The following is a 25981-nucleotide window of genomic DNA, read 5'->3' as shown; positions in this document are numbered from 1 at the left end:
CGCGCGCAGACCCGGGCCAAACCGGGCAGGGCAGAGGCAGTGTCAGCGGTGAACCCATGACCGAGATGGTCTTTGGCGCCACACCCGTTCGGGTGGGCGATCCGATTCTTCCACGCTGGTGGCGAACGGTGGACAAATGGGCGCTGGCCTGCGTGCTGGCGTTGTTCGCGCTGGGGCTGCTTCTGGGGCTCGCGGCCTCGGTGCCGCTGGCCGAACGCAACAACCTGCCCGCCTTCTACTATGTCTCGCGGCAGGCGGCCTTCGGGGGCATGGCGCTGGGGGTGATGCTGGTCGTGTCCATGCTGCCGCCCGTGCAGGTGCGCCGCCTGGGCGTGCTGCTGTTTCTGGGGGCGATGGCCACGGTCATGGCGCTGCCCATCATCGGCACCGACTTCGGCAAGGGGGCGACGCGCTGGCTTTCCCTGGGCTTTGCCTCGGTCCAGCCGTCCGAGTTCCTCAAGCCCGGCTTCATCGCCCTTTGCGCCTGGTTCATGGCCTCGGCCCAGGCCGTGGGCGGGCCGCCGGGGCGGCTTTATTCCTTCTTCGTGGCGGCGACGGTGATCGTGGTGCTGGCGCTGCAGCCGGACTTCGGCCAGGCCTCGCTGATCCTGTTTTCCTGGCTGGTGATGTATTTCATCGCGGGCGCCCCTGTCCTGCTGATCGCGGGCACCATCGGGCTGGCCGGCATGGGCGGCATGTTCGCTTATGCCAACAGCGAACATTTCGCCCGCCGCATCAACGGATTCCTGTCGAACGAGGTCGATCCGCGCACCCAGATCGGCTATGCCACCAACGCCATCCAGGAGGGCGGCTTCTTCGGCGTCGGCGTGGGCGAGGGGACCGTGAAGTGGTCGCTGCCTGACGCGCATACCGATTTCATCATCGCGGTCGCGGCCGAGGAATACGGCTTTGTCATGGTCATGGCGATCATCGCGCTTTACTGCGCGATCGTCGTGCGCTCGCTGTGGCGGCTTCTGGGCGAACGCGACCCCTTTGCCCGGATCGCGGGCACCGGGCTTGCCTGCGCCTTTGGCGTGCAGGCGCTGATCAACATGGGCGTGGCCGTGCGGCTTCTGCCCGCAAAGGGCATGACGCTGCCCTTCGTCAGCTATGGCGGCTCGTCGGTGATCGCCTCGGGGATCACGCTGGGGATGCTGCTCGCGCTGACGAGGACCCGCCCGCAGAACGCGCTGGCGGACGTGCTGGGGCGCGCGGCACGATGAGCGGGGCGGCAAGGCTGGCCCTGATCGCCGCCGGGGGCACCGGCGGGCACATGTTCCCGGCCCAGGCGCTGGCGGAACGGCTGCTGGCGGACGGCTGGCGGGTCAAGCTGTCCACCGACGACCGCGGCGCCCGCTATGCGGGGGGCTTCCCGCCCGAGGTCACGCGCGAGATCGTGCGATCCGCCACCACGGCACGGGGCGGGCTTGCGGGCAAGCTCTCGGCGCCCCTGCGGATCGGGCAGGGGCTGATGGGCGCGCTGGGGGCCATGCGCCGCGACCGCCCGGCGGTGGTCGTGGGATTCGGCGGCTATCCGACGATTCCCGCCATGGGTGCGGCCTCGATCCTGGGCGTGCCGCGCATGATCCATGAACAGAACGGCATCATGGGCCGGGTGAACCGCATCTTCGCCCGCCGCGTGGACCGGGTCGCCTGCGGCACCTGGCCCACCGAGCTGCCCAAAGGGGTGGAGGGTGCCCATGTCGGCAATCCCGTCCGCCAGGCGGTTCTGGACCGCGCCGCCGCGCCCTATCATCCGCCGGGCGACGGCGCGCTGCACCTGCTGGTCATCGGCGGCAGCCAGGGAGCGCGGGTCCTGTCGGACTGCGTGCCCGCCGCCGTCGCGGCCCTTCCGGACGATCTGCGGGTGCGCCTGCAGGTCAGCCACCAGGCCCGCGCCGAGGACGCCGAGCGCGTCACCCGCGCCTATACCGAGGCCGGTGTTCGCGCCGAGGTCCGGCCCTTCTTCACCGACGTGCCCGAACGGCTGGCCGCCTGCCAGCTGGTCGTCAGCCGGGCAGGGGCCTCCTCCATCGCTGACATCACGGTGATCGGGCGGCCCGCGATCCTGATTCCCTTTGCCGCCGCGGCGGGCGACCACCAGACGGCGAACGCCCGGGCATTGGCGGAATCCGGCGCAGCGGTCGTCTTGCCCGAATCCGTGCTGGACGCGGAGAGCCTGGCGCGCGATCTGCGGGCGATCCTGACGGACGGCCCTCGCGCCAGGGCAATGGCCGAAGCCGCTCTTTCCCTCGGCCGCCCCGACGCGGCGGCCCGCCTGCATGACCTTGTGACGGAACTGACCCCATGAACGCAGCCACCAAGCTTCCCGGAGAACTCGGGCCGATCCACTTCGTGGGTATCGGCGGTATCGGCATGTCCGGGATCGCCGAGGTGCTGATGACGCTGGGCTATACGGTCCAGGGGTCCGACGCCAAGCGGTCCAAGATCACCGACCGGCTGGAATCCCTGGGCGCCACCGTCTTCGAAGGCCAGCGGGCCGAGAATGTCGGGGACGCCGGCGTTGTGGTGATCTCGACCGCCATCAAGAAGGGCAACCCCGAGCTTGAGGAGGCGCGCCGACGCGGCCTGCCGGTCGTGCGCCGGGCCGAGATGCTGGCGGAACTGATGCGGCTCAAGTCCAACATCGCCATCGCCGGGACGCATGGGAAGACGACCACCACGACCATGGTGGCGACGCTTCTGGACGCGGGCGGGCTGGACCCGACCGTGATCAACGGCGGCGTGATCCATGCCTATGGGTCCAACGCGCGGGCCGGCGCGGGCGAGTGGATGGTGGTCGAGGCCGACGAATCGGACGGCAGCTTCAACCGCCTGCCCGCGACCATCGCCATTGTCACCAACATCGACCCCGAGCACATGGAGCACTGGGGTTCCTTCGACGCGCTGCGCAAGGGCTTCACCGACTTCGTGTCGAACATCCCCTTCTACGGGCTCGCCGTCTGCTGCACCGACCACCCCGAGGTGCAGGGCCTCGTCGGCCGCATCACTGACCGCCGCGTCGTGACCTTCGGCTTCAACGCCCAGGCCGACGTGCGCGCCGTGAACCTGCGCTATGAGAACGGCGTCGCCCATTTTGACGTGGCCCTGCAGGGCGAGCGCGGCGACGACGGCGAGGTGCCGATGATCGAGGGCTGCACCCTGCCGATGCCCGGTGACCACAACGTCTCGAACGCGCTGTCGGCGATTGCCGTGGCCCGCCATCTCGGGCTCAAGCGCTCGCAGATCCGCGATGCGCTGGCGGCCTTTGGCGGAGTGGGGCGGCGCTTCACCAAGGTGGGCGAGGTGAACGGCGTCACCATCATCGACGACTACGGCCACCACCCGGTCGAGATCGCGGCGGTCCTGAAGGCCGCGCGACAGGCGACCAAGGGGCGTGTGATCGCGGTCCACCAGCCGCACCGCTATTCCCGGCTGTCGAACCTGTTCGACGACTTCTGCACCTGCTTCAACGAGGCCGACGTGGTCGCCATTGCCGAGGTCTATTCGGCGGGCGAGGACCCGATCCCCGGCGCCAGCCGCGACGACCTCGTGGCCGGGCTGATCGCCCACGGCCATCGCCACGCCCGCGCGGTGATGGACGAATCGGACCTGGCGCGGCTGGTACGCGAGCAGGCGCGGCCGGGTGACATGGTGGTCTGCCTCGGCGCCGGGACGATCTCGGCCTGGGCCAACGCCCTGCCCGAGCGGCTGACGCTGAAGGCGGCCTGAGCCCCGTGATCGGCGACTTCGCCCTGCCGGCCGCCCTGGCCGGGACTCTGCCGGGGCTTCTGGCCTGGCTGGCCGCGCGGCGATTCGGGCTGGTGGGGCTGATGGGGGCGCTGGCGTCCTGCGGGCTGCTGGCGATCGTGGGCTGGAACCTGACCCGCGACGTGCTGACGGGCGACGACCAACTGCGCCGCGCCGGGATCATCTTCTTCATCGTGGTGCCCGGCGTCGTTTCGCTGATCCTTGGCGCCATCGCGGGCTTCTGGGAGGCCCATCGCCGCCGGATCGATTCGCCCGACCGCTGATGGGGGCTTCCGCCCCCGGCGCCTTGCGCCTCCCCCGAGGATATTTCGGGACAGAAGACGGGCCATTGCCGCGCGAGCGTGGTCCGGCTTGCCCGGCCCGCGCCGCTGCCCTAGGCGGGGCAGCGAGAAAGGAAGGCTTCCGATGAATGAACTCCCGCCGATCCGGGGCACGCTGACGCAGGACCGACCCCTGGCCGACCTGACCTGGCTGCGCGTGGGCGGGCCTGCCGACTGGCTGTTCCAACCCGCCGACCGCGAGGACCTGGCGCTTTTCCTGCGGAACCTCGTGCCCGAGGTGCCGATCTTCGTGATGGGCGTGGGTTCTAACCTGATCGTGCGCGACGGCGGCATCCGGGGCGTGGTGATCCGGCTGGGCCGCGGCTTCAACGGGATCGAGATCGCGGACGGGCTGGTCCATGCGGGCGCGGCCGCACTGGACATGCACGTGGCGAAACGCGCGGCCGAGGCGGGGCTGGACCTGACCTTCCTGCGCACCATCCCGGGCACCATCGGCGGCGCGGTCCGTATGAACGCAGGCTGCTACGGTTCCTACGTCGCGGACCACCTCGTCGAGGCCGAGGTGGTCACGCGGCAGGGCGAATCGCTGGTGCTGGCGGTGTCAGATCTGCGACTTGCCTATCGATCCTCGGCGCTGCCCGAGGGCTGGGTGCTGACCCGCGCCACCTTCCGGGCCGAGTCCGGGGACCCGGAAGCCTTGTCCGCCCGAATGGAGGAGCAACTTGCCCGGCGCGACGCGAGCCAGCCAACGCGCGAGCGCAGCGCCGGCTCCACCTTCCGCAACCCGGCGGGGTTCAGCTCCACCGGTCAGGCGGACGACGTCCACGACCTCAAGGCCTGGAAGCTGATCGAGGGCGCGGGCCTGCGCGGATATAGCTTGGGGGGTGCGCAGATGAGCGAGAAGCACCCGAACTTCCTGATCAACACCGGGGGCGCCACCGCCGCCGAGCTGGAGGACCTGGGCGAGCTGGTCCGCGCGCGGGTGCGTGAAGCCAGCGGCCACGAGCTTGCCTGGGAGGTCGTGCGGGTGGGCGAGCGCTGATCGCGCGAAACGTGCAAAGCCGCCAGAATCCTCTTCCCCCATCCACGGCTTTGTGACTATCATCGCTTCATTGAAAAACGCCGTGCAAGGCGTTGGAAAACCGGGGACGAAGATCCCCGAACCAGTCCCCGGCTTACGGGGCGAAAGGCAGATGTGGCGGGCAGGTCGAGCAGGACAGCCCACACCGTAGCGGTCCTGATGGGCGGCCCCTCGGCGGAGCGGGAGGTGTCGCTGTCGTCGGGGCGCGGATGCGCGGATGCGCTGCGGGTGGCAGGATACGAGGTGGTCGAGATCGCTCTCGGCCGCGATGACGCCGCAAGCCTGCCTGCGCGGCTGGCCGAGGCCCGCCCGGACGTCGTCTTCAACGCGCTGCATGGCCGGATGGGCGAGGATGGCCGCGTCCAGGGCCTGCTGGAATGGCTGGGCTACCCTTATACCCATTCGGGCGTGCTGGCCTCGGCGCTGGCGATGGACAAGACCCGCGCCAAGCAGGTCTTCCGCGACGCGGGCCTGCCCGTGGTCGACAGCGTGCTGGCCCGCCGCGAGGAGGTCAGCGCGGGCCATGTCATGCGCCCGCCCTATGTGGTGAAGCCGAACGACGAGGGATCGTCCGTCGGCGTCTACATCGTGCGCGAGGGCGACAACGCCGCGCCCCTGTCTGACGACATGCCGGCCGAGGTGATGGTCGAGACCTACGCGCCTGGCCGCGAGCTGACCACCGCCGTCCTCGGCGACCGGCCCCTGGGCGTGACCGAGATCGTGACGGCGGGCTGGTACGATTACGACGCCAAGTATTCCGAGGGCGGCTCGCGCCATGTCATTCCAGCCGGGATCCCCGACGAGATCGCGCAGGCCTGTCTGGACTATGCCCGCCGCGCGCACGAGGCGCTGGGCTGCCGCGGCCTCAGCCGCACCGATTTCCGTTGGGACGATTCGCGCGGCCTCGAGGGGCTGGTGATCCTGGAAACCAACACCCAGCCGGGGATGACGCCCACCTCGCTCGCGCCCGAGCAGGCGGCCCATGCCGGCATCGATTTCCCGGCGCTCTGCCGCTGGATCGTGGAGGACGCGCTGTGTCGGGACTGAAGGACTTCACCCGGTCGTTCCAGGCGGCCGTCCAGCCCGCGCCCGTGCGCCGCGCCGGCGCCCGCCCGGCGCCTGTCCGCGCCCCCCGCCGCGAGCCCGGACCGTCGCGGCTGGCCTATCGGCTGAACCGGCTGTGGCTGACGCCGCTGTACCGACGGCTGCTGCGCGTGGGCCTGCCCGCCTTTCTCGCCTGCCTGATCGGCGGGCTGTGGCTGGCGGACGACACCCGCCGCGCGAACCTGACCGGCGCGATGACGGCCATGGTGGACCGCATCCAGTCGCAGGACGCCTTCATGGTCCACAGCATGGAGATCGAGGGCGCCTCGCCCGCTGTGGAAAAGGGTTTGCGCGCCATGCTTCCGGTGACGCTGCCCGCGTCGAGCTTCGACATCGACCTGCCCGAGTTGCGCGCCTCGGTCGAGCGGCTGGACGCCATCGAGAAGATGGAATTGCGGATCAAGCCGGGCGGCGTGCTGTCGGCCGTCGTGACCGAACGCAAGCCCGCGATCCTGTGGCGCCATGCGCGCGGGCTTGACCTGCTGGATGCCCAGGGGCACCGCGTGGCCTCGATCACCTCGCGCGACATGCGGGCCGACCTGCCGATGATCGCGGGCGAGGGCGCGGGCGACCGTGCCGCCGAGGCGCTGGCCCTGATCGACCTCGCCGGTCCCATCCTGCCGCGCCTGCGGGGCCTGGAACGGATGGGCGAGCGGCGCTGGGACGTCGTTCTGGACCGCGGCCAGCGGATCATGCTGCCGACCGACCGCCCGCTGGCCGCGCTGCAGGCGGTGATGGCGATGGACCGCGAAGACGGGTTGCTGGGGCGCGACGTGGTGGCCGTGGACATGCGCGATCCCTCGCGCCCGGTGCTGCGGATGGGTCTGGCCGCGCAGAACACGCTGCGCCGCGCCGCCGGGCTGCCGGAACTGGACGCCGAGGGCAATCTCATCGACCCCGAAACGGGGGCGAAGGGCGGCGAGAAGACCGCCGCCGCGACACGCGGCTGAGGCAGGGGCAGGAGGGAACGGAAAAGCGATGCGCGATCTTTACGAGGCTCAGCGGGCGATGCGGCAGATGCGCCGCCAGGCGATGGCGCGCGGGGTCATGGCGGTGCTGGACATCGGCACCTCGAAGGTCACCTGCATCATCCTGCAGTTCGATGGTCCCGGCCAGTTCCGCGAGACCGACGGCGTGGGCCCCATGGCGGGGCAATCATCCTTCCGCGTGATCGGCCAGTTCACGACCCAGTCGCGTGGCGTCCGCTATGGCGAGATCGAGACCATGGCCGATGTCGAACGCTGCGTCCGCCATGCCGTGCAGGGCGCGCAGAAGCAGGCGGGCGTCCGCGTCGATCACGTCATTGCCACGATCTCGGGCGCGCGGCCCGCCTCCTACGGGCTGGCGGGAGAGATCCCGCTGCGGTCCGGCAAGGTGACCGAGGAGGACGTGGCCGCCGTGCTGGCCGCCTGCGACGCCCCAGACTTCGGCAAGAACCGCGAGGTGCTGCACGCCCAGCCGGTGAACTTCGCCGTCGATTCGCGCTCGGGCCTGTCGGACCCGCGCGACATCGTGGGAAACACCCTGTCGGTGGACATGCATGTCCTGACGATAGACGGATTCGCGGCCTCGAACCTCGTCCACTGCATCCGGCGCTGCGATCTGGAACTGGCGGGGGTGGGCTCGGCGGCTTACGCGGCGGGCCGCGCGGCGCTGGTCGAGGACGAGCAGGAACTGGGCGCGGCCTGCATCGACATGGGCGGCGGCGTCACGGGCGTGTCGCTGTTCCTCAAGAAGCACATGCTGTTTGCCGACGCGGTGCGGATGGGCGGCGACCTGGTCACCCGCGACATCAGCCAGGGGCTGCGCGTGCCGCTGCCCGTCGCCGAATGGCTCAAGACGCGCCACGGCGGGCTTGAGGCCACGGGCCGCGACGACCGCGAGATGATCGACGTCACGGGCGAGCCGGGCGAGGACTGGGACGGCGAGCGCCGCTTCGTCAGCCGCGCCGATCTCATCGGAATCATGCGCCCCCGCGTCGAGGAGATCCTGGACGGCGTGCGCGAGATCCTGGAGGCGGCGGGCTTCGACCAGATGCCCTCGCGCCAGGTGGTGCTGACCGGGGGCGCGAGCCAGATCCCGGGGCTGGACACGCTGGCCATGCGCATCCTGGGCTACAATGTCCGCATCGGCCGGCCCCTGCGCATCCAGGGACTTGCGCAGCAGCACACCGCGCCCTGCCACGCCGCGACCGTGGGGCTTGCCCTGCACGCCGCCAACCCGCAGGATGAATGGTGGGACTTCGAGATGCCGGCCGAACGCGCGGGCGTGGTCGGTCTGCGGCGGGCCTATCGCTGGTTCCGCAACAACTGGTGAGACAGGGGCGCAGTCGGATCGAACCGCTTGCGTCGTCGGCGACATATCGCCAAAAGCCAGCGTGCCAAGTGCGGCATCTCGGGATATGTGGCGATTGGCAAGTGACGGCGGGGTGCAATCTGCTACCCTTGCCGCGAGCGGCGGAATCGACCGGGCGCCCTGACGCGCCGGCACAAGAAACAGAAGGGCAGGCGGCGATGAACCTCAACCTGATGATGAGTGACGACGACGAGCTGCGCCCGCGCATTACCGTCTTCGGTGTGGGCGGCGCGGGCGGCAACGCCGTCAACAACATGATCGAGAAGCAGCTGGACGGCGTGACCTTCGTGGTCGCCAACACCGACGCGCAGGCCCTGGCGCAAAGCCGGTCCGAGGCGCGCATCCAGCTGGGCCCCAAGGTCACCGAAGGCCTGGGCGCGGGCGCCAAGCCCTCGATCGGGGCGCAGGCCGCCGAGGAAACCATCGAGGACATCGTCGATCACCTGATGGGCGCGCACATGTGCTTCATCACTGCCGGCATGGGCGGCGGCACCGGCACGGGCGCCGCGCCGATCATCGCGCAGGCCGCGCGCGAGATGGGCATCCTGACCGTCGGCGTCGTGACCAAGCCCTTCCAGTTCGAAGGCTCCAAGCGGATGCGGCAGGCCGACGAGGGCGTCGAGAACCTGCAGAAGGTCGTCGACACCCTCATCATCATCCCCAACCAGAACCTGTTCCGCATCGCCAACGAGAAGACCACCTTCACCGAGGCCTTCGCGCTGGCCGACGACGTGCTGTACCAGGGCGTCAAGGGCGTGACCGACCTGATGGTGCGCCCGGGCCTGATCAACCTCGACTTCGCCGACGTGCGCGCGGTGATGGACGAGATGGGCAAGGCCATGATGGGCACCGGCGAGGCCACCGGCGACAACCGCGCCGTCGAGGCCGCCGAGAAGGCCATCGCCAACCCGCTGCTGGACGAGATCAGCCTGCACGGCGCCAAGGGCGTCCTCATCAACATCACGGGCGGCCACGACCTCACCCTGTTCGAGATGGACGAGGCGGCCGAGAAGATCCGCGAAAAGGTCGATTCCGACGCCAACATCATCGTGGGCTCGACGCTCGACCCGACGATGGAAGGCAAGGTCCGCGTGTCGGTCGTCGCCACCGGCATCGACAGTTCCGCCGCCGCCGAAGCGCCTGCCCCGCGCCGCGGCCTGAAGGAGCCGCTGACCCAGACGCCGACGGTCGGCAGCCGCGCCATGGCCCCTGCCGCTGCGCCCGCCCCCGAGGAAGCCCCCGTGCCGCCGCGCCGCAGCCCGGTCATGGAAAGCCCCGCCGCGCGTCCCGCCCCCGCGCCCGAGGATCTGCCCGAGCCCGCCTATCGCCCCGCGGCCGAGCCGGTTGCCGAAGCACGTCCTGCCGTCCGTGTCGACACGCGCAGCATGGACCAGCGCCTGAGCGATCCGGCCAGCGAGTTCACCGCCCCCTCGCGTCCGCAGGCCCCGCGCGGCGAGCCCGCCCCCGCCATGAAGGAACGGCTCGACCGCGCCCTGAACCGCGGCGTCGAGGTGCCGGTCGCCCCCCGGCGGCCCGGCGCTCCGGCGGCGCCCGCCGCCCCGACGCCGCAGGGCCGCATGTCGGGCCTGGGCCGGATGCTGAACCGCGTCGCCGGAGCCGCCCCCGAGGCCGAGCGCCCGCGTCCCGAGACGATCGCCGAGCGCGTGAGCGACCGCCTCGCCCGTGCGCGTCAGGCCGAGACGGATTTCGACGATCTCGCCTCGCCCGACGCCGCTCAGGACAACGTGGAAATCCCCGCCTTCCTGCGCCGCCAGGCGAACTGAGGCGCCCCGCTGGCGCCTTCCGGAAGGTGCCGGATTGCAACAAGCAAGAGGCCGCGAATGCGGCCTCTTTTTCTTTTTTGCGCAACGATTTGGCCTTTGGGACACACTTCCGGGTTGCATGTTACAAGCCGTCACAAATCGTTAATTGAGCCGGGGGCAGGGGAACCATAAGTCTGTGCCAACGGGGAACCATGCCGTTTCCCAACTTGGACGGACAGACCCATGCAGGCCACTCTCGCAACCCCAGCCCGGTTCACGGGCGCCGGACTCCACTCGGGCAAGCCCGCGCGGCTGGTGATCAACCCGGCCCCGGCTGGCCATGGCGTCGTCTTCCGCCGCACGGACCTTGGCGGGCTGTGCATCCCTGCGCGCTGGGACCATGTGGTGCCGTCCCCGCTCTGCACCCTGCTGAAGGGCGAGAACGGGGCCACCGTCTCGACCGTGGAACATGTCATGGCGGCGCTGGCCGGGACCGGCGTCCACAATGCGCTGATCGACATCGACGGACCGGAAGTGCCGATACTCGACGGCTCCTCCGCGCCCTTCGTGGCGGGCATCCTCCAGGCCGGCCTGTTCCATTCGCCCGAGCCCCTGCGCGCGATCCGCGTCCTGCGGCCGGTCGAGGTGCATGAGGGCGCGGGCTATGCCCGGCTGTCGCCCGCCGACCACCTGCAGATGGACTTCACCATCGACTTCACCGACGCGGCCATCGGGCACCAGCAGAAGCAGCTGGACCTCGCGAACGGCACTTTCGTGCGCGAGCTGATGGATTCGCGCACCTTCTGCCGCCAGGCGGATGTCGAGGCGATGAAGGCGAACGGCCTGGCCTTGGGCGGCACCTATTTCAACGCCGTCGTCGTGGACGGCGACCGGGTGCTGTCGCCCGGCGGCCTGCGTCACCGCGATGAACCCGTGCGCCACAAGATGCTGGACGCGGTGGGTGACCTCGCGCTGGCGGGCGCGCCGCTGCTGGCGCGCTACAGCGGCAACCGCGCGGGCCATGCGATGACGAACAAGCTGCTGCGCGCACTGTTCGCCAGCGACGACGCCTGGGAATGGACCACCTGCACCGACGAACTGGAGGGCCAGTTGCCCGGTGCGGGCCTTCTGGCGCATCAGGCCGCCGAGGCCGAGACGCGCCGCCGTGCCGTCGCCTGACAGGCGGTGACCTGACCTTGCGGCCAGGTCACGCGCCTTTGCCCGGCAGCCGACTTGCCCTTTTGCGCGGCTCCATGTTGTGTGCTAGGACGGCCGGGCCGCGCGCCGGGCGCAGGCCGGACGGACGCGAGCCGCAGGACGACGGGACGGACAAGGACAGACATGGCATTCAGCAATACGCGCCTCGTGCTCATGGCGGTCGTGGTGTCCCTTTCTCTGGCGGCGTGCGGTCGGCAGGATGCCGGCACCCGCGCCGAGCCGCTGGACAACTTCACCGCCGAGCAGATCTGGAAGCGCGGCGAATACGAGCTTGAGAACCGCAACCGCCCCAAGGACGCGGTCCATTACTTCAGCGAGATCGAGCGGCTTTATCCCTATTCCGAATGGGCCAAGCGCGCCCTGATCATGCAGGCCTATTCGCATCACAAGGCCGGCCAGTATGACGAGGCGCGCGGTGCGGCGCAGCGCTTCATCGACAATTATCCGGGCGACGAGGACGCGGCCTATGCCAAGTACCTGCTGGCGCTTTCCTATTACGACCAGATCGACGAGGTCGGCCGCGACCAGGGTCTGACCTTCCAGGCCCTTCAGGGCCTGCGCGAGGTGATCGAGCAGTATCCCGACAGCGAATACGCCAAATCCTCGGTGCTCAAGTTCGACCTGGCCTTCGACCACTTGGCCGGCAAGGAAATGGAGATCGGCCGCTATTACCTCAAGCGCGGTCATCACACCGCCGCCATCAACCGCTTCCGTGTCGTGGTCGAGGATTACCAGACCACCACCCACACGCCCGAGGCCCTGATGCGGCTGGTCGAGGCCTACCTGGGCCTTGGCCTGACGGACGAGGCGCAGACGGCGGGGGCGATCCTGGGGCACAACTTCCGGTCGTCGCCCTTCTACCAGGACGCCTATGCCCAGTTGCGCGGGCGGGGGCTGACGCCGACGCCTCAGGGGAACAGCTGGCTTACGCGGATCTACCGCGAGGTGATCCAGGGCCGGTGGCTGTAGGACAACAAGGCAATAGGCGCGGCGAGCCGGGAGAACCGGCGGAAACGGGGTCGGATGCTTCGCACTCTGGACATACGCCACATGCTGCTGATCGACCGGCTGTCGCTGGATTTCGCGCCGGGGCTGAACGTGCTGACGGGCGAAACCGGCGCGGGCAAGTCGATCCTGCTGGACTGCCTGGGCTTCGTGCTGGGATGGCGCGGCCGGGCCGAGCTGGTCCGCACGGGCGCGACCCAGGGCGAGGTCACGGCGGTCTTCGACCTGCCTCCGGGCCATCCTGCGCGTGCGGTGCTGGAGGATGCAGGCATCGAGGCCGAGGACGAGCTGATCCTGCGCCGCGTCAACGCCGCCGACGGCCGCAAGACCGGATGGGTCAACGACCGCCGCGTCTCGGGCGAGGTGCTGCGGGCGCTGTCGGATGCGCTGGTGGAGCTGCACGGCCAGCATGACGACCGCGGCCTTCTGAACCCGCGCGGGCACCGGCTGCTGCTGGACGCCTTCGGGGCGCTGGACCTGTCGGGCGTCCGCGCTGCCTGGGCCGCGCGACGGCAGGCCGCGGCCGCGCTGGCCGAGGCCGAGGCTGCGATCGAGGCCGCCCGGAAAGAGGAGGACTTCCTGCGGCATGCCGTCGCCGAACTGGAAAAGCTCGCCCCCCAGCCCGGCGAGGAGGCCACGCTGGACGTCGCCCGCCGCCAGATGCAGGCGGCCGAGCGGGTGCGCGGCGACGTGGCCCGCGCGCTGGCGATGCTGGCCGGCAGCGGCTCGGACCTTGGGGCCGAGGGGCTGATCGTCGAGGCGAGCCGCTGGCTGGAAGGCGCCGCCGACAAGCTGGGCGGCGATCCCGAGGAGGGTCTGGCCGAGCCTCTGGCCGCTCTCGCCCGCGCCTCGATCGAACTGGGCGAGGCCACGCGCGGGGTCGAGGACGCCTTGGCGCGCATGGATTTCGACCCCCGCGCGCTGGAAGCCGCCGAGGAGCGGCTGTTCGCCCTGCGTGCCTTGGCCCGCAAGCATGACGTTCTGCCCGACGACCTGGCGACGCTGGCCTCGGAGCTGTCCACCCGCCTGTCTGCGCTGGACGCGGGCGAGGCGCGCCTGGCCGACCTCCAGCAGGCCCTGCGCGAGGCCGAGGCTGGCTATGACACGGCGGCGACGAAGATCAGCGCCGAACGGCGCGCGGCGGCAGGGCGGCTCGATGCCGCCATGGCCGCCGAGCTTGCACCCCTGAAGATGGAGCGCGCCGTCTTCGAGACCCGCGTGACCGAGGGCGAGGGGGGCCCCGAGGGCCGCGACGCCGTGGCCTTCACCGTGGCCACCAACCCCGGTGCCCCTGCCGGCCCGCTGGACCGCATCGCTTCGGGGGGCGAGCTTTCGCGCTTCCTGCTCGCGCTCAAGGTCTGCCTTGCGCGCGGGGGCGAGCCGCTGGTGATGATCTTCGACGAGATCGACCGGGGCGTGGGCGGGGCTACGGCGGACGCCGTGGGCCGCCGTCTCGCGCGGCTGGCCGACGGGGCGCAGGTGCTGGTCGTCACCCATTCGCCGCAGGTCGCGGCCCTGGGGCAGCAGCATTTCCGCGTGGCCAAGTCGGTCGAGGACGGCATCACCACCTCGCGCGTGACGGCGCTGGACGCGCCCGAACGGGTCGAGGAGATCGCCAGGATGCTGGCCGGCGAGGAAATCACCCCGGCCGCCCGCGCCGCGGCCCAGGCCCTGCTGACCGCGGGCGCGCCGGCCTGAGGCTCAGTCGAGGATCGCGTCCACCGTGCGGATGACCGACAGCACCTTGGCGGTGCGCGAATCGATCCTCACCAGCCGCCCGTCGACGATCGCGTAGTTCTGCCCGCTCGGGGCCTGCGCCAGCCCGTAAAGTCCGGGCTTGCGCACGACATGGACGTCGCGCCAGTCCACGACGCGGCCAACCAGCCCGCTGCGCGCCTGTCCCGGCGGGACGCAGGCGGGCGACTTCTTCGCCAGTCCCGGCGGGCAATGCGCCCGTTCGTCCCTGACCACCACGACCTGGCCGCGCCGCTCGCGCGCCTGGCCGCGTGCGGGCGTGGCCTTGGCCTGCGCGGCGGCATGGCCGCGCGGCCCCTTCTGTCCGGCATGCGCAGGCTTGTCCGCATGGCCAAGCGCCGGCACCATCAGCGCCACCGCGGCGACGGCAAGAAAACCTTTCAGCTTCATGCTGCGTCCTTTCTGCTGCGTCCGGATCAACGTCCGGCCGTGGCCGGGGTTTCGCTCAGGCCGTGCCCGCAGGTCGCCCCCGCCCCGCAAGCCGCGGCAGCATGGCAGAAAAGTCACGGCCCCGCCCGTCCTCGCGTTCCACGAACTCGGCATAAAGCCGCGCCGCCAGTTCGCCCATGGGCGTGTCTGCATCCGCGCTTTCGGCGGCCTGCTGGGACAGGCGCAGGTCCTTCAGCATCAGCTCGGCCGCGAAGCCGGGACGATAGCCGTTGTCGGCGGGCGAGACGGGGCCCACGCCGGGCGCGGGGCAATAGGCGTTCATCGACCAGCTGTAGCCCGACGAGGTGGACACGACGTCGAACATCTTCTGCCGGTCCAGCCCCAGCTTGTCGGCCAGCGCGAAGGCCTCGCAGGTGGCGATCATGGTCACGCCCAGGATCATGTTGTTGCAGATCTTGGCCGCCTGTCCCGCACCCGAATCGCCGCAATGGACGACCTTCTGGCCCATGATGTCGAACAGGGGCTTCACCTTCTCGAAGGCCTCGGCCGTGCCGCCCACCATGAAGGTCAGCGTCCCTGCCGCCGCGCCGCCGACGCCGCCGGAAACCGGCGCGTCCAGCGCCCCAAGCCCCGCCGCCCGCGCCTGTTCCGCCACGGCGCGGGCGCTGTCCACGTCCACCGTCGAGCAGTCGCAGAGCGCCGCGCCTGCCTTCATGGCCGGGATCACCTGGTCGGCCACGCTGCGCAGGATCTGCCCGTTGGGCAGCATGGTGATGACCACCTCGGCGCCGCGGGCGGCCTCGGCCGCGCTGGAGGCCGGGGTCACGCCCTCGACATCCGGCGCCGCGAGATCGAAGCCCGCGACGTCGTGCCCCGCCTGCGCGAGGTTGCGGGCCATCGGCCCTCCCATGTTGCCAAGGCCGATGAACGCAACCTTCATTCCTGTTCCTCCCACACCAGTTCGTCAGGACCAAGGTCGGCCAGCATCGCATCGACCTTGGCCGGGTCCGCGGCGGCCTTCCATGACGGGTTGCGGTCCTTGTCGATGATCTGCGCCCGCACGCCCTCGACGAAATCGCTGTCGGCCGTCGCGCGATGGGTGAAGCGGTATTCGCGCGACAGTGCCTCCTGCATCCGCCGGTCGCCCCGCGCCGCCCGCACCATCGCCAGCGTCGCCGCCATCGAAAGGGGCGAGTTGCGGCGGATCACCTTCAGCGAGTCCTCGTCGCCCGCATGTTCCAGCGCTGCCACGATCTCCTCGACCGAGCGACCGCCAAAGGCCGAAAGGTCGCGGCTTTCCAGCTCTGCGGGCGGAGGCGTTCCCCGCTTGAGCAGGGAGATGTCGCCTGTCTCGGCCAGGCGGTCCTTCACCGCCTCCCACTCGGCTTCCGGCAGGTAAATGTCGGCGAAGCCCGCGTGGATGGCGTCGCCCGCGCCCATGCGCGCCCCCGTCAGGCCGAGATATTCCCCGATCCGCCCCGGCGCGCGGGCCAGAAGCCAGGTGCCGCCCACGTCGGGGATCAGGCCGATCCCGGATTCGGGCATGGCGACCTGCGTCGTGTCGCCCACGACGCGGTGGCTGGCATGACCGCCGATGCCCACGCCGCCGCCCATGACGAAGCCCTGCATGAAGGCGACGACCGGCTTGGGATAGTCCTTGATCGTGGCGTTCATGCGGTATTCGTCCGCGAAGAAGCGTTGCCCGATCCCGTGGTCGCCCGCGCGGCCGCCGTGATAGACCGCCGCGATGTCGCCCCCGGCGCAGAAGGCCCGGTCCCCCTCGGCGTCGATGATGACCAGCTTCACGGCCGGGTCGTCGCGCCAGCCGTCCAGCGCGGCCTTGATCGCATTCGCCATGTCATGGCTCAGCGCGTTCAGCGCCTTGGGGCGGGTCAGGGTGATGCGGCCCGCGTGCCGGTCGCGGCGGATGTTGAGGTCGTCCATCAGCCACGCTCCGCCAGCAGGGCGCGGCTGACGATCAGCCGCATGATCTCGTTGGTGCCTTCGAGGATCTGGTGGACGCGCAGGTCGCGCACGATCTTTTCCACGCCGTAATCGGCCAGGTAGCCATAGCCACCATGCAACTGCAGGCAGCCGTTCGCCACCTCGAAGGCGCGGTCGGTCACATACATCTTCGCCATGGCGCAGAACTTGGTCGCGTCCGGCGCCCTGTTGTCCAGCTTCCAAGCCGCCTGCCGCAGGAAGGTGCGGGCCGACTGCAGCGCGACCTCCATCTCGGCCAGCTTGAACTGCAGCGCCTGGAACTGGTCGAGGCTTTTCCCGAAGGCCTTGCGCTCGCCCATGTAGACCAGCGTCTGGTCCAGCGCCGCCTGCGCGCCGCCCAGGGCACCCGCGGCGATGTTCAGCCGCCCGCCGTCGAGGCCGGCCATCGCGTAGGTGAAGCCGCGCCCTTCCTCGCCCAGCAGGTTTTCCGACGGGACAAGGCAGTCGTCGAACTGCACCTGCGTCGTGGGCTGCGCCTGCCAGCCCATCTTGTGCTCCAGCGCGCCGAAGGACAGCCCCGGCGTCCCGTCCTCGACCACCACGGTCGAGATCCCCTTCGGCCCGTCCTCGCCGGTCCGCACCATGCAGATATAGGCGTCCGAATAGCTGCCGCCCGAGATGAAGGCCTTGGTGCCGTTCAGCTTCCAGCCCTCGTTCGTCCGGTCCGCCCGCGTCCGCAGCGCGGCGGCGTCGGAGCCCGAGCCGGGCTCGGTCAGGCAGTAGGAGAATACCTTTCTCATGCTGCACAGGTCGGGCAGCCAGCGTTCCTTGTCCTCGGGCTTGCCGAACTTGTCGATCATGCCGCCGCACATGTTGTGGATCGACAGGAACGATCCCACCGCCGGGTCGGCCATGGCCAGCGCCTCGAAGACCAGCGTGGCGTCCAGCCGCGTCAGCCCCGAGCCGCCGTAGTCCTCGCTGACATACAGCCCCCCGAAGCCCAGCTCGGCAATACGCGGCCAGAGGTCCTTCGGGATCGTCCCCGCGGCCTCCCAGGCGCGCGAATGGGGGGCGATGTGCTCGGCCCCGAAATCGCGCGCCATGTCGAAAATGGCCTGCTGTTCCTCGGTCAGTGCGAAATCCATGCGACCTCCCATCGCCCGTCTGATCGGATTTTGCGCCTAGGGGCGCAGTGTTGCACAACTATTGCAGGGCGCGCGGGTGAAACGCCAGCGGCGCGCCGGGACATTGGACAGACTCGCGCGGCAGGCGCAGGCTGGGTGCGTCGCAACCATGCAGAAGCGGATCTCCCATGCATGTCACCAATCCCTCGCCCGCGCTTTACAACGAGGACCTCGCCCCCGCGCAGGAACGGCGCTGGGGCGCCTTCTCGATCTTCAACGTCTGGACCTCGGACGTCCATTCGCTGTGGGGCTACTATCTTGCCGCCAGCCTGTTCCTGCTCTGCGGCAACTTCTGGAACTTCCTGCTGGCGATCGGGGCGGGCTCGCTGGTCATCTACTGGCTGATGACGCTTGTGGGGGTCGCGGGCGTCAGGACAGGCGTGCCGTTTCCCGTGCTGGCGCGGGCGTCCTTCGGCACCTTCGGCGCGAACATCCCCGCGCTGATCCGGGGCCTCGTCGCCTGCTTCTGGTACGGCGCGCAGACCGCAGCGGCCTCGGGGGCGCTGGTCGCGCTGATGATCCGCTCGCCCGCGATGCTCGAATTCCACCAGTCCAGCCAGATGCTGGGCCATTCCACGCTCGAGGTGATCTGCTACCTGCTGGTCTGGGCCGCGCAGCTTCTCATCATCCAGCGCGGGATGGAGACGGTGCGCCGCTTCCAGGACTGGGCGGGGCCGGCGGTCTGGCTGATGATGCTGATCCTGGCCATCTATCTGGTGATCAAGTCCGGCCGCTTCAGCTTCGGCGAGGAGATCCCCCGCGACGTGCTGGTCGAGGCGACGCGCGACGCGGGCATCTCGACTCCGCCGGGCAGCCTGCCCACGCTGATGGCGGTGGCGGCGACCTGGATCACCTATTTCGCGGCGCTTTACCTGAACTTCTGCGACTTCTCGCGCTATGCGACCTCGGAACGGTCGCTCAGGATCGGCAACCTCTGGGGGCTGCCTGTGAACCTTCTGGCCTTCTGCCTTGTGGCCGGGGTGACGACCACCGCCGCCTTCCATGTCTATGGCGAGGTGCTGCTGCATCCCGACCAGATTAGCGCCAAGTTCGACAGCTGGTTCCTGGCGCTCCTGGCCGCGCTGACCTTCGTCGTGGCGACGCTGGGGATCAACGTGGTGGCGAACTTCGTCTCGGCCGCCTTCGACTTCTCCAACGCCGCGCCGCGCGCCATCGACTTCAGGCGGGGCGGGCTGATCGCGGCGGGGATCGCGCTGGTGCTTTACCCCTGGGCGCCCTGGGAAACGGGGGCCACGCGCTTCGTGAACTTCATCGGCTCGACCATGGGGCCGATCTTCGGGATCATGATGGTCGATTACTACCTCATCCGGCGCGCTCGGCTGAACGTGCCCGATCTTTACCGCGAAGGGGGCGAGTTCCGGTTCAACGGCGGCTTTCACGGCAAGGCTTTCGTCGCGCTGTTCGTGGGCATGGTGTTTAGTTCGATCCTGCCGACCTTCACCACGATCCTGCCGTCCTGGTGGGGTCTTTACGGCTGGTTCTTCGGGGTGCTGATCGGCGGGGCGAGCTACTGGCTGATGCGCCGGGGCGACGCGGTCTGGTCGGGCGGCACGACGGGCCGGACCCCGGCCAGCACCGGCCCGCATTAGGGCGGGGCAGGGCGCCCCGATCAGGGGCGCCCTGCGTCCTTCAGTCCATGGCCTTGAAGTTGAAGGCCGCGCCTTCCTTGATGCCGCTCGGCCAGCGCGAGGTCACCGTCTTGGTCCGGGTGTAGAAGCGGAAGGCGTCCGGTCCGTGCTGGTTCAGGTCGCCGAAGCCCGACTTCTTCCAGCCGCCGAAGGTGAAATAGGCCAGCGGGACCGGGATCGGGACGTTGATGCCGACCATGCCGATGTTGCAGCGGCTGGCGAAGTCGCGCGCGGCGTCCCCGTCGCGGGTGAAGATCGCCGTGCCGTTGCCGTATTCGTGGTCCATCGCCAGCTTCAGCGCTTCCTCATACGAGGCCGCGCGCACGGTGGACAGGACCGGCCCGAAGATCTCGGTCCTGTAGATGTCCATGTCCGGCGTCACGCGGTCGAAGAGATGCGGGCCGACGAAGAAGCCGTCCTCATAGCCCTGCAGGCTGAAGTCCCGGCCGTCCACGACCAGCTCCGCCCCCTGCTCCACGCCGCGTTCCACCAGCCGCAGGATGTTCTCCTTGGCGGCTTTCGTCACGACCGGGCCGTAGTCGATGTCGTTGCCGGCGGTCCAGGGACCGACCTTCAGCTTCTCGATCTGGGGCACCAGCTTCTCGATCAGGCGGTCGGCGGTTTCCTCGCCCACCGGCACCGCGACCGAGATCGCCATGCAGCGCTCGCCCGCAGCACCGTAACCCGCGCCCACCAGCGCGTCCGCCGCCTGGTCCATGTCGGCGTCGGGCATGATGATCATGTGGTTCTTGGCGCCGCCGAAGCACTGGGCGCGCTTGCCGGTCTGGGCCGCACGCTCATAGATGTACTGCGCGATCGGGGTCGAGCCGACGAAGCCCACCGCCTGGATGATCTCGCTGTCGAGAATCGCGTCCACCGCTTCCTTGTCGCCGTGGACGACCTGCAGCACGCCGTCGGGCAGCCCGGCTTCCTGGAACAGCGCCGCGATCATGTTCGGCACGGACGGGTCGCGCTCGGACGGCTTCAGAATCACCGCGTTGCCGGACGCCAGAGCGGGACCCAGCTTCCACAGCGGGATCATGGCCGGGAAGTTGAAGGGCGTGATCGCCGCGACGACGCCCAGCGGCTGGCGCATGGAATACATGTCGATGCCGGGACCGGCGCCGTCGATGAACTCGCCCTTCAGCAGATGCGGCGCGCCGATCGAGAATTCGATGACCTCAAGGCCGCGCTGAATGTCGCCCTTGGCGTCGGGGAAGGTCTTGCCGTGCTCGGACGACAGCATCTCGGCCATCTTGTCCATGTCGCGGTTCAGCAGCCGCACCATCTCCATCATCACGCGGGCGCGGCGCTGGGGGTTGGTGGCGCCCCATTTCACCTGCGCCTCTGCCGCGCGCTCGATGGCGGCGTCCATCTCGGCCTTCGAGGCGAGATCGACCTTGGCCTGCACCTCGCCGGTGGCCGGGTTGAAGACATCGGCGGTGCGGCCGGACGTGCCGGGCGCTTCCTTGCCGTCGATCCAGTGGTGAATGGCGCGCATGATAGGCTCTCCCCTTGGTTCGGGCGGAACCTACCCTTGCGCAAACGCAGGCGTAAAGCGACGATGCGGCCAAACCGTTTTGCAGGAATGCAGGTATGGACTGGGACGACCTCCGCATCTTCCTGACTGTCGCGCGCGAGGAATCGCTGTCCCGCGCGGGCCGGCGGCTGGGGATGGACGCCTCGACCGTGGGCCGGCGCGTGGCGCGGCTGGAAACCGCGCTGGGCCGGGTGCTGTTCGCCAAGACCCCGCAGGGCTATGCCGTGACCCCCGAGGGTGCGGCGCTGGTCCCCCATGCCGAGGCCGCCGAGGTGGCGGCCCAGGCGGCGGCCGAGGCCCTCACCCAGGGGGGCCTGACGGGACAGCTGCGGATCGGCGCGCCGGACGGCTGCGCCAATTACCTGATGCCGCAACTGGCCGCGCGGCTGATGGACGAGCATCCGGGGCTGGAAATCCAGATCGTCGCCCTGCCGCGCGTCTTCAACTTGTCCCGGCGCGAGGCCGACATGGCCATTGCCGTCAGCCGCCCGCAGACGGGCCGCGCGGCGATCCAGAAGATCGCCGATTACCGCCTGCATCTGGCCGGGCACGCCGATTACCTCGACCGCCACCCGCCGATCCTCGGCCCCGCGGACCTCAGGGGCCACCGGATGATCGGCTACATCCCCGAGATGATCTTCGACCGCGAGCTCGACTACCTGTCGGAAACGGGGGCGGACCATGCCGCGCTGTCGTCGAACTCGGTCAGCGTGCAGATGCAGGCGATCCGGGCCGGGGCGGGGCTGGGGATCGTCCATGACTTCGCCATCCCCTTTGCGCCGGGAGTGCGGCGGGTGCTGACCGACCGGATCGCGCTGACCCGGTCCTTCTGGCTTCTGCGTCCGGCCGACGACCGCCGCTCGGCCCGGCTGAACCGGCTGGCCGAGGCGGTGGCGCTGGGCCTGCGCCGCGAGGTGGCGCGGCTTGAGGCGCTGGTCGATGCGCAGGGTTGACGAAACGATCCGTCGCGGCAACGCTGGGTGGTGAAACGAACGCCAAGAGGCCCCGCCATGATCGTGAAGCAGATCCTCGCCATGAAGTCCGGTCCCGACGAGATCGTGACGATCCGGCCCGACACGACGGTCGCCGAGGCGGCGCGGCTGCTGTCGGAACGCCGGATCGGCGCGGTGGTCGTGTCCTCGGACGGACGCAAGGCCGAGGGCATCCTGTCCGAGCGTGACATCGTGCGCGAACTGGGCCGTTCGGGCGCCGAGGTGCTGGAGCGCACGGCCAGCGAGATGATGACCCGCAAGGTCAGCACCTGCGTCTGCGCCGATGACGCGCTCGAGGTGCTGGAGCGGATGACCCAAGGGCGCTTCCGCCACCTGCCGGTGGTGGACGACAAGGGCGAGATGCTGGGGGTCGTGTCCATCGGGGACGTGGTGTTCGGGCGCCTCAAGGAACTGAACGCCGAAAAAGAGGCGCTGACCGGGATGATCATGGGCAACTGAGGCCCTGCCGCTGCATGGCAGCGCTTGCAAAGCGGCGGCGTTTCGGTTTGCGTTCCTGACGGAACCGTGAACGGAGCAGACCCATGCGGATCGGCCTTTATCCTGGCACCTTCGACCCGATCACGCTGGGGCATGTGGACATCATCCAGCGCGCCGCGACCCTGGTGGACCGCCTTGTGATCGGCGTCGCCATCAACCGCGACAAGGGCCCGCTGTTCTCGCTCGAGGAACGGGTGGCCATGGTCCACGCGGAATGCGACGCCATCGGTCAGGCCCGCGGGGTCGAGATCGTGGTCCATCCCTTCGAGAACCTGCTGATCGACTGCGCCCGCGACGTGGGCGCCAGCGTCATCGTGCGCGGCCTGCGGGCAGTGGCCGACTTCGAGTATGAATTCCAGATGGTCGGCATGAACCGCGCGCTGGACGCCAGCGTGGAAACCGTCTTCCTGATGGCCGACGCCCGGCGGCAGGCCATCGCCTCGAAGCTGGTCAAGGAGATCGCGCGGCTGGGGGGCGACGTGTCCAAGTTCGTCACCCCCGCCGTGAACGGGGCCCTGCGCGCGCGCTATGCAGCCCCAGTTGCCGAAAGGAAGGCGGGATGAGCGATCCGGGCGTTCCAAGGCCGCAGCCGATCCCCGATCCGACCCGGCCGCCGATGCCGGACCCGGCGCCGGACCCCGCGCCCGGTCCCGCCGGGGCGCGCCGCGTGAACTTCACCCGGCTGACCAGCTACGACGAGCCGGGGACGCCCTACCGCCCCGGCTCGGTCCGCGACGACATCACCCCCGACGCCATCCCCACGCCCGCGCTGGTCGGCTTCGACGCCATCGCCGACTCGCTGCGTGCGGGCTGGTCCGACTTTCAGCGCGCGCCCGCCTTCGGCCTGTTCTTCGCGGGGTTCTACGTGCTGGGCGGGCTGGTGCTGACCGCCGTCGCCACCGCCTCGGGGCAGGAATGGTGGCTGATGCCCTTTGTCGTGGGCTTTCCGCTGATCGCCCCCTTCGCGGCCGTGGGCCTTTACGAGGTCAGCCGCCGGATCGAGGCCGGCCTGCCGCTCGACTGGACGGGCGTACTGGGCGCGGTCTTCGCGCAGAAGGACCGGCAGGTGCCGTCGATGGCGATGGCGATCCTGCTGATGTTCATGTTCTGGGTTTTCGTCGCCCACACGATCTTCGCGGTCTTCATGGGCATCCAGTCGCTGACCAACATCACCACCTCGCCCGAGATCCTGCTGACGGGCCGCGGCCTGACGATGCTGGCGCTGGGCACGGTGATCGGCGCGGGCTTTGCCGCGGCGCTCTTCGGCATGACCGTGGGGGGGCTGCCCCTGATCCTCGACCGCGAGGTGGACCTGGTCAGCGCCATCATCGCCAGTTTCGACGCGGTGACCTCGAATGCGCTGGTGATGCTCGCCTGGGCGCTGGTGATCGCGCTGATCCTGTTCGCCGGGATCGCGCCGCTGTTTCTGGGGCTCTTCATCGCCCTGCCGGTGCTGGGCCATGCCAGCTGGCACATGTACCGCCACCTGCTGCCCCCCGAGGACGACGAGGGCTGAAACGAAAACAGGCGCCCGCAGGGGCGCCCGTCCGTACCCGCTGTCGGGGGAATCAGTCGTCCAGATCAACCGGCTGCGGCGGCGCCAGCTTCGGCGTGATGCCGTTGCCCAGCGGGTCTTCCTGCCGCTGGACCGAGCCCTCGAAATGCGCGCCCGACTCGATGGCGATGGTCTTGTGGACGATGTCGCCTTCCACCCGCGCGGTGGCCGACAGGCGCACCTTGAGGCCCCGGACGCGGCCCACGACGCGGCCGTTCACGATGATCTCGTCGGCCACGATCTCGCCGCGGATGGTGGCGCTTTCGCCGACCGTCAGCTGGTGGGCGCGGATGTCGCCTTCCACCACGCCCTCGATCTGGGCGTCGCCCTGGGTCGTGATGTTGCCCTTGACCGTCAGGTCGCTGGACAGGACCGAGGGGCCGGAGCGCGCACGCATCGGCTGGGGAGCTGCGGGAAAGTCGGGCTTGGTGTCCATCACGGGCCGGTTCACTTCGGAGTCCTGGGTAAAGGCCCGAGGGCCGGGTTCTGTGACGCGGGTCTTAGAAAACATTCTGTGCGGCCTTGATGAAGCTCATGGGGTTCACGGCCTTACCGTCCACGCGCACTTCATAATGCAGATGCGGCCCGGTCGAGCGGCCGGTATTGCCCATATCACCGATCAGGCTGTTGCGCGAGACTTTCTGGCCCACTTTCACCCGGATCTTCGACAGGTGGCCATAGCGCGTCTCGGTCCCCAGCTCGTGCTGGATCTTGATCAGGTTGCCATAACCGCGCTGCCAGCCGGCATAGGTCACGACACCGTCGCCGGTGGCGAAGATGGGGGTGCCCACGGGGCCCGCCATGTCGATGCCCTGGTGCGCGCGGCCCCAGCGCTTGCCGAAGCCCGAGGTGAAGCGGAACGCCGACTTGACCGGCATCGCCAGCGGCAGCTTGCTGACGGCGATCTTGTAATCCTTGACCTTGCCCAGCGACACCATGACCTCGCTCGCGCGGGCCTCGGATTCCGTGATCGCCGCATTGCCGCGCGACGAATAGCCCATGGGCGTCAGCGGGCCGCCGGTGCCCTCGTAACCCTCGCGGACGGTCGCCAGAAGCTGCTCGCTGTCCACGCCGACCTGCTTGAACATCTCGTCCAGCGGCTTGACCGAGGCTTCGACGGCTTCCTCGAGCTGGGCGAAGATCTCCTCGTTGCGGGCGATCATGGCGTCGCGCTCGACAGCCATCGCCTCGGCCGTGCGGACGGCCTGATCGGCGCGCATGGCGGCGGCGGTGCGTTCGGCGGCCGCGGTCTTCAGCTCGTCCGACAGGACGCCCAGGGCGGCCGACATTTCCTCGGCGCGCGCGGCCTGGGGCAGGGCGCCGGACGCCTGGGCCTCGGCTTCGGCCAACTGCCGGCGCGTGTCCTGCGTCTCGGCCAGAGCGTCGTGCAGCGAGGCCTGGACCGCGCCGATGCCGCTTTCCAGCTCGCGCCGCTTTTCTTCCGATGCCAGCAACTGTGACTGCATGGCCGAGATCTGGTCCAGCGCGGCGGTAAAGCGCGTCTGCGCGGCCGTGGCCTCGGCCGCGCGGGCGTCGCGCTCGGCGACCAGTTGCGCAAGCTCGCCTTCCAAGGCGGCCGTTGTGGTGTGCGGGCCTGTGGCGTCCAGCGCCAGGATCGAGGTGGCCACCGCAGCCCAGCCGAAGGCCATCACCGTGCCGACCCGGCGCACCATCGGGCGGCGGGGCGCAGCCACAGGAGTATCGGTTGCGGAACGGAGAGAAGCCGATCGCGTCATGGGGTGATCCAGTCGTGAGAGGCCGAGGCCAAGGCCTCGAGGTTGCGGCTTGCTAACGGAAACCGTGGCGCGCATGCAACGCTTGCAGAAATCTTTGCATTCTGGTCGGCGGAACCTCGCCCAATGCGGCAGAAAGGGTGGAACCTTTCCGCGCAAACCC

At 69.7% G+C, this 25981-nt stretch carries 24 protein-coding genes; 17 read left to right on the top strand and 7 right to left on the bottom strand.

Features of this window, described 5'->3' with window-relative positions:
* The first annotated feature begins 56 nt into the window (after positions 1 to 56).
* From ACFFII_RS06835 to recN, 12 genes are all read left to right on the top strand, one after another.
* Positions 57 to 1223: a peptidoglycan glycosyltransferase FtsW gene (locus ACFFII_RS06835; RefSeq protein ID WP_377698125.1), complete on the top strand. Its 1167-nt coding sequence runs from the start codon at positions 57 to 59 to the stop codon at positions 1221 to 1223.
* On the top strand, positions 1220 to 2311 hold the full coding sequence (locus tag ACFFII_RS06830) for a UDP-N-acetylglucosamine--N-acetylmuramyl-(pentapeptide) pyrophosphoryl-undecaprenol N-acetylglucosamine transferase (protein WP_377698124.1): 1092 nt from the start codon (positions 1220 to 1222) through the stop codon (positions 2309 to 2311). Before ACFFII_RS06835 ends, ACFFII_RS06830 begins: the two co-directional genes overlap by 4 nt.
* A complete protein-coding gene (gene murC / locus ACFFII_RS06825; RefSeq protein ID WP_377698123.1) occupies positions 2308 to 3732 on the top strand; it encodes a UDP-N-acetylmuramate--L-alanine ligase in 1425 nt (474 codons plus the stop codon). Before ACFFII_RS06830 ends, murC begins: the two co-directional genes overlap by 4 nt.
* Before the next feature lie 5 nt (positions 3733 to 3737).
* The gene (locus ACFFII_RS06820; RefSeq protein ID WP_377698122.1) at positions 3738 to 4034 is read left to right on the top strand and encodes a hypothetical protein; all 297 of its coding nucleotides are present in this window, start codon (positions 3738 to 3740) and stop codon (positions 4032 to 4034) included.
* A 142-nt stretch (positions 4035 to 4176) separates the two neighbouring features.
* Positions 4177 to 5094 (top strand): UDP-N-acetylmuramate dehydrogenase, encoded by a 918-nt coding sequence (gene murB, locus ACFFII_RS06815; RefSeq protein WP_377698121.1) that lies wholly within the window; start codon positions 4177 to 4179, stop codon positions 5092 to 5094.
* Positions 5095 to 5292: 198 nt separating this feature from the next.
* On the top strand, positions 5293 to 6180 hold the full coding sequence (locus tag ACFFII_RS06810) for a D-alanine--D-alanine ligase (RefSeq protein ID WP_377698120.1): 888 nt from the start codon (positions 5293 to 5295) through the stop codon (positions 6178 to 6180).
* Positions 6168 to 7187 (top strand): cell division protein FtsQ/DivIB, encoded by a 1020-nt coding sequence (locus tag ACFFII_RS06805; RefSeq protein ID WP_377698119.1) that lies wholly within the window; start codon positions 6168 to 6170, stop codon positions 7185 to 7187. Before ACFFII_RS06810 ends, ACFFII_RS06805 begins: the two co-directional genes overlap by 13 nt.
* Positions 7188 to 7215: 28 nt before the next feature.
* A complete protein-coding gene (ftsA, locus tag ACFFII_RS06800; RefSeq protein WP_377698118.1) occupies positions 7216 to 8553 on the top strand; it encodes a cell division protein FtsA in 1338 nt (445 codons plus the stop codon).
* A gap of 197 nt (positions 8554 to 8750) precedes the next feature.
* Entirely contained in the window at positions 8751 to 10376 is a 1626-nt protein-coding gene (gene ftsZ, locus ACFFII_RS06795) for a cell division protein FtsZ (protein WP_377698117.1), read from the top strand.
* 222 nt (positions 10377 to 10598) lie between these two features.
* Positions 10599 to 11534 carry a UDP-3-O-acyl-N-acetylglucosamine deacetylase gene (gene lpxC / locus ACFFII_RS06790; RefSeq protein WP_377698116.1) on the top strand — a complete coding sequence of 312 codons (936 nt, stop codon included), beginning with the start codon at positions 10599 to 10601 and terminating at the stop codon, positions 11532 to 11534.
* A 162-nt stretch (positions 11535 to 11696) separates the two neighbouring features.
* Positions 11697 to 12542 (top strand): outer membrane protein assembly factor BamD, encoded by an 846-nt coding sequence (locus ACFFII_RS06785; protein WP_090752303.1) that lies wholly within the window; start codon positions 11697 to 11699, stop codon positions 12540 to 12542.
* Between the two features lie 54 nt (positions 12543 to 12596).
* The gene (gene recN, locus ACFFII_RS06780; RefSeq protein ID WP_377698115.1) at positions 12597 to 14276 is read left to right on the top strand and encodes a DNA repair protein RecN; all 1680 of its coding nucleotides are present in this window, start codon (positions 12597 to 12599) and stop codon (positions 14274 to 14276) included.
* Positions 14277 to 14279: 3 nt separating this feature from the next.
* On the opposite strand, the gene ACFFII_RS06775 is transcribed toward recN, so the two are convergent.
* The 4 genes from ACFFII_RS06775 to ACFFII_RS06760 are packed head-to-tail and all read right to left on the bottom strand — an operon-like array spanning position 14280 to position 17812.
* Positions 14280 to 14723: a hypothetical protein gene (locus tag ACFFII_RS06775; RefSeq protein WP_377698113.1), complete on the bottom strand. Its 444-nt coding sequence runs from the start codon at positions 14721 to 14723 to the stop codon at positions 14280 to 14282.
* 55 nt (positions 14724 to 14778) lie between these two features.
* Positions 14779 to 15663, bottom strand: coding sequence for a 3-hydroxyisobutyrate dehydrogenase (mmsB, locus tag ACFFII_RS06770; RefSeq protein ID WP_377698112.1), 885 nt, complete (start codon positions 15661 to 15663; stop codon positions 14779 to 14781).
* The gene (locus tag ACFFII_RS06765; protein ID WP_377698110.1) at positions 15660 to 16667 is read right to left on the bottom strand and encodes an enoyl-CoA hydratase/isomerase family protein; all 1008 of its coding nucleotides are present in this window, start codon (positions 16665 to 16667) and stop codon (positions 15660 to 15662) included. Before ACFFII_RS06765 ends, mmsB begins: the two co-directional genes overlap by 4 nt.
* Positions 16667 to 17812, bottom strand: coding sequence for an acyl-CoA dehydrogenase family protein (locus ACFFII_RS06760; protein WP_377698109.1), 1146 nt, complete (start codon positions 17810 to 17812; stop codon positions 16667 to 16669). The genes ACFFII_RS06765 and ACFFII_RS06760 overlap by 1 nt, the downstream gene beginning before the upstream one ends.
* 167 nt (positions 17813 to 17979) lie before the next feature.
* Here ACFFII_RS06760 and ACFFII_RS06755 point away from each other — a divergent pair, with 167 nt between their 5' ends.
* Positions 17980 to 19461 (top strand): NCS1 family nucleobase:cation symporter-1, encoded by a 1482-nt coding sequence (locus tag ACFFII_RS06755; protein WP_377698107.1) that lies wholly within the window; start codon positions 17980 to 17982, stop codon positions 19459 to 19461.
* A 40-nt stretch (positions 19462 to 19501) separates the two neighbouring features.
* Here the strand turns inward: ACFFII_RS06755 and ACFFII_RS06750 are convergent, their stop codons facing one another.
* On the bottom strand, positions 19502 to 21001 hold the full coding sequence (locus ACFFII_RS06750; RefSeq protein WP_377698106.1) for a CoA-acylating methylmalonate-semialdehyde dehydrogenase: 1500 nt from the start codon (positions 20999 to 21001) through the stop codon (positions 19502 to 19504).
* Between the two features lie 95 nt (positions 21002 to 21096).
* On the opposite strand from ACFFII_RS06750, the gene ACFFII_RS06745 reads away from it, so the two are divergent.
* The 4 genes from ACFFII_RS06745 to ACFFII_RS06730 all read left to right on the top strand — a co-directional run bounded on the left by ACFFII_RS06745 (position 21097) and on the right by ACFFII_RS06730 (position 24046).
* Positions 21097 to 21993, top strand: coding sequence for a LysR family transcriptional regulator (locus tag ACFFII_RS06745; protein WP_377698105.1), 897 nt, complete (start codon positions 21097 to 21099; stop codon positions 21991 to 21993).
* A 57-nt stretch (positions 21994 to 22050) separates the two neighbouring features.
* Positions 22051 to 22491, top strand: a complete 441-nt coding sequence (locus ACFFII_RS06740) for a CBS domain-containing protein (RefSeq protein WP_090752324.1) — start codon at positions 22051 to 22053, stop codon at positions 22489 to 22491.
* Between the two features lie 83 nt (positions 22492 to 22574).
* Positions 22575 to 23093 carry a pantetheine-phosphate adenylyltransferase gene (gene coaD / locus ACFFII_RS06735; protein ID WP_377698104.1) on the top strand — a complete coding sequence of 173 codons (519 nt, stop codon included), beginning with the start codon at positions 22575 to 22577 and terminating at the stop codon, positions 23091 to 23093.
* On the top strand, positions 23090 to 24046 hold the full coding sequence (locus ACFFII_RS06730) for a DUF2189 domain-containing protein (protein ID WP_377698103.1): 957 nt from the start codon (positions 23090 to 23092) through the stop codon (positions 24044 to 24046). Before coaD ends, ACFFII_RS06730 begins: the two co-directional genes overlap by 4 nt.
* 52 nt (positions 24047 to 24098) lie before the next feature.
* On the opposite strand, the gene ACFFII_RS06725 is transcribed toward ACFFII_RS06730, so the two are convergent.
* A complete protein-coding gene (locus tag ACFFII_RS06725) occupies positions 24099 to 24596 on the bottom strand; it encodes a bactofilin family protein (protein ID WP_090752332.1) in 498 nt (165 codons plus the stop codon).
* Positions 24586 to 25779: a DUF5930 domain-containing protein gene (locus ACFFII_RS06720; protein ID WP_377698102.1), complete on the bottom strand. Its 1194-nt coding sequence runs from the start codon at positions 25777 to 25779 to the stop codon at positions 24586 to 24588. The genes ACFFII_RS06725 and ACFFII_RS06720 overlap by 11 nt, the downstream gene beginning before the upstream one ends.
* Positions 25780 to 25981 lie beyond the last annotated feature (202 nt).

It is taken from the genome of Paracoccus niistensis (assembly GCF_042432925.1).
Lineage (GTDB): Bacteria > Pseudomonadota > Alphaproteobacteria > Rhodobacterales > Rhodobacteraceae > Paracoccus > Paracoccus niistensis.
Note: the sequence above shows the minus strand (reverse complement) of the source record. Positions and strands in the feature narration are given on the sequence as shown.

Bases quoted from the DNA above. Each gene is read 5' to 3' on its own strand.
- ACFFII_RS06725 (WP_090752332.1), bottom strand. From the start codon at position 24,596: ATGTTTTCTAAGACCCGCGTCACAGAACCCGGCCCTCGGGCCTTTACC.
- murC (WP_377698123.1), top strand. From the start codon at position 2,308: ATGAACGCAGCCACCAAGCTTCCCGGAGAACTCGGGCCGATCCACTTC.
- ACFFII_RS06810 (WP_377698120.1), top strand. From the start codon at position 5,293: ATGGGCGGCCCCTCGGCGGAGCGGGAGGTGTCGCTGTCGTCGGGGCGC.
- ACFFII_RS06750 (WP_377698106.1), bottom strand. From the start codon at position 21,001: ATGCGCGCCATTCACCACTGGATCGACGGCAAGGAAGCGCCCGGCACG.
- ftsA (WP_377698118.1), top strand. From the start codon at position 7,216: ATGCGCGATCTTTACGAGGCTCAGCGGGCGATGCGGCAGATGCGCCGC.
- ACFFII_RS06755 (WP_377698107.1), top strand. From the start codon at position 17,980: ATGCATGTCACCAATCCCTCGCCCGCGCTTTACAACGAGGACCTCGCC.
- ACFFII_RS06785 (WP_090752303.1), top strand. From the start codon at position 11,697: ATGGCATTCAGCAATACGCGCCTCGTGCTCATGGCGGTCGTGGTGTCC.
- ftsZ (WP_377698117.1), top strand. From the start codon at position 8,751: ATGAACCTCAACCTGATGATGAGTGACGACGACGAGCTGCGCCCGCGC.
- ACFFII_RS06835 (WP_377698125.1), top strand. From the start codon at position 57: ATGACCGAGATGGTCTTTGGCGCCACACCCGTTCGGGTGGGCGATCCG.
- mmsB (WP_377698112.1), bottom strand. From the start codon at position 15,663: ATGAAGGTTGCGTTCATCGGCCTTGGCAACATGGGAGGGCCGATGGCC.
- murB (WP_377698121.1), top strand. From the start codon at position 4,177: ATGAATGAACTCCCGCCGATCCGGGGCACGCTGACGCAGGACCGACCC.
- ACFFII_RS06745 (WP_377698105.1), top strand. From the start codon at position 21,097: ATGGACTGGGACGACCTCCGCATCTTCCTGACTGTCGCGCGCGAGGAA.
- ACFFII_RS06760 (WP_377698109.1), bottom strand. From the start codon at position 17,812: ATGGATTTCGCACTGACCGAGGAACAGCAGGCCATTTTCGACATGGCG.
- ACFFII_RS06740 (WP_090752324.1), top strand. From the start codon at position 22,051: ATGATCGTGAAGCAGATCCTCGCCATGAAGTCCGGTCCCGACGAGATC.
- coaD (WP_377698104.1), top strand. From the start codon at position 22,575: ATGCGGATCGGCCTTTATCCTGGCACCTTCGACCCGATCACGCTGGGG.
- ACFFII_RS06730 (WP_377698103.1), top strand. From the start codon at position 23,090: ATGAGCGATCCGGGCGTTCCAAGGCCGCAGCCGATCCCCGATCCGACC.
- lpxC (WP_377698116.1), top strand. From the start codon at position 10,599: ATGCAGGCCACTCTCGCAACCCCAGCCCGGTTCACGGGCGCCGGACTC.
- ACFFII_RS06775 (WP_377698113.1), bottom strand. From the start codon at position 14,723: ATGAAGCTGAAAGGTTTTCTTGCCGTCGCCGCGGTGGCGCTGATGGTG.
- ACFFII_RS06830 (WP_377698124.1), top strand. From the start codon at position 1,220: ATGAGCGGGGCGGCAAGGCTGGCCCTGATCGCCGCCGGGGGCACCGGC.
- recN (WP_377698115.1), top strand. From the start codon at position 12,597: ATGCTTCGCACTCTGGACATACGCCACATGCTGCTGATCGACCGGCTG.
- ACFFII_RS06765 (WP_377698110.1), bottom strand. From the start codon at position 16,667: ATGGACGACCTCAACATCCGCCGCGACCGGCACGCGGGCCGCATCACC.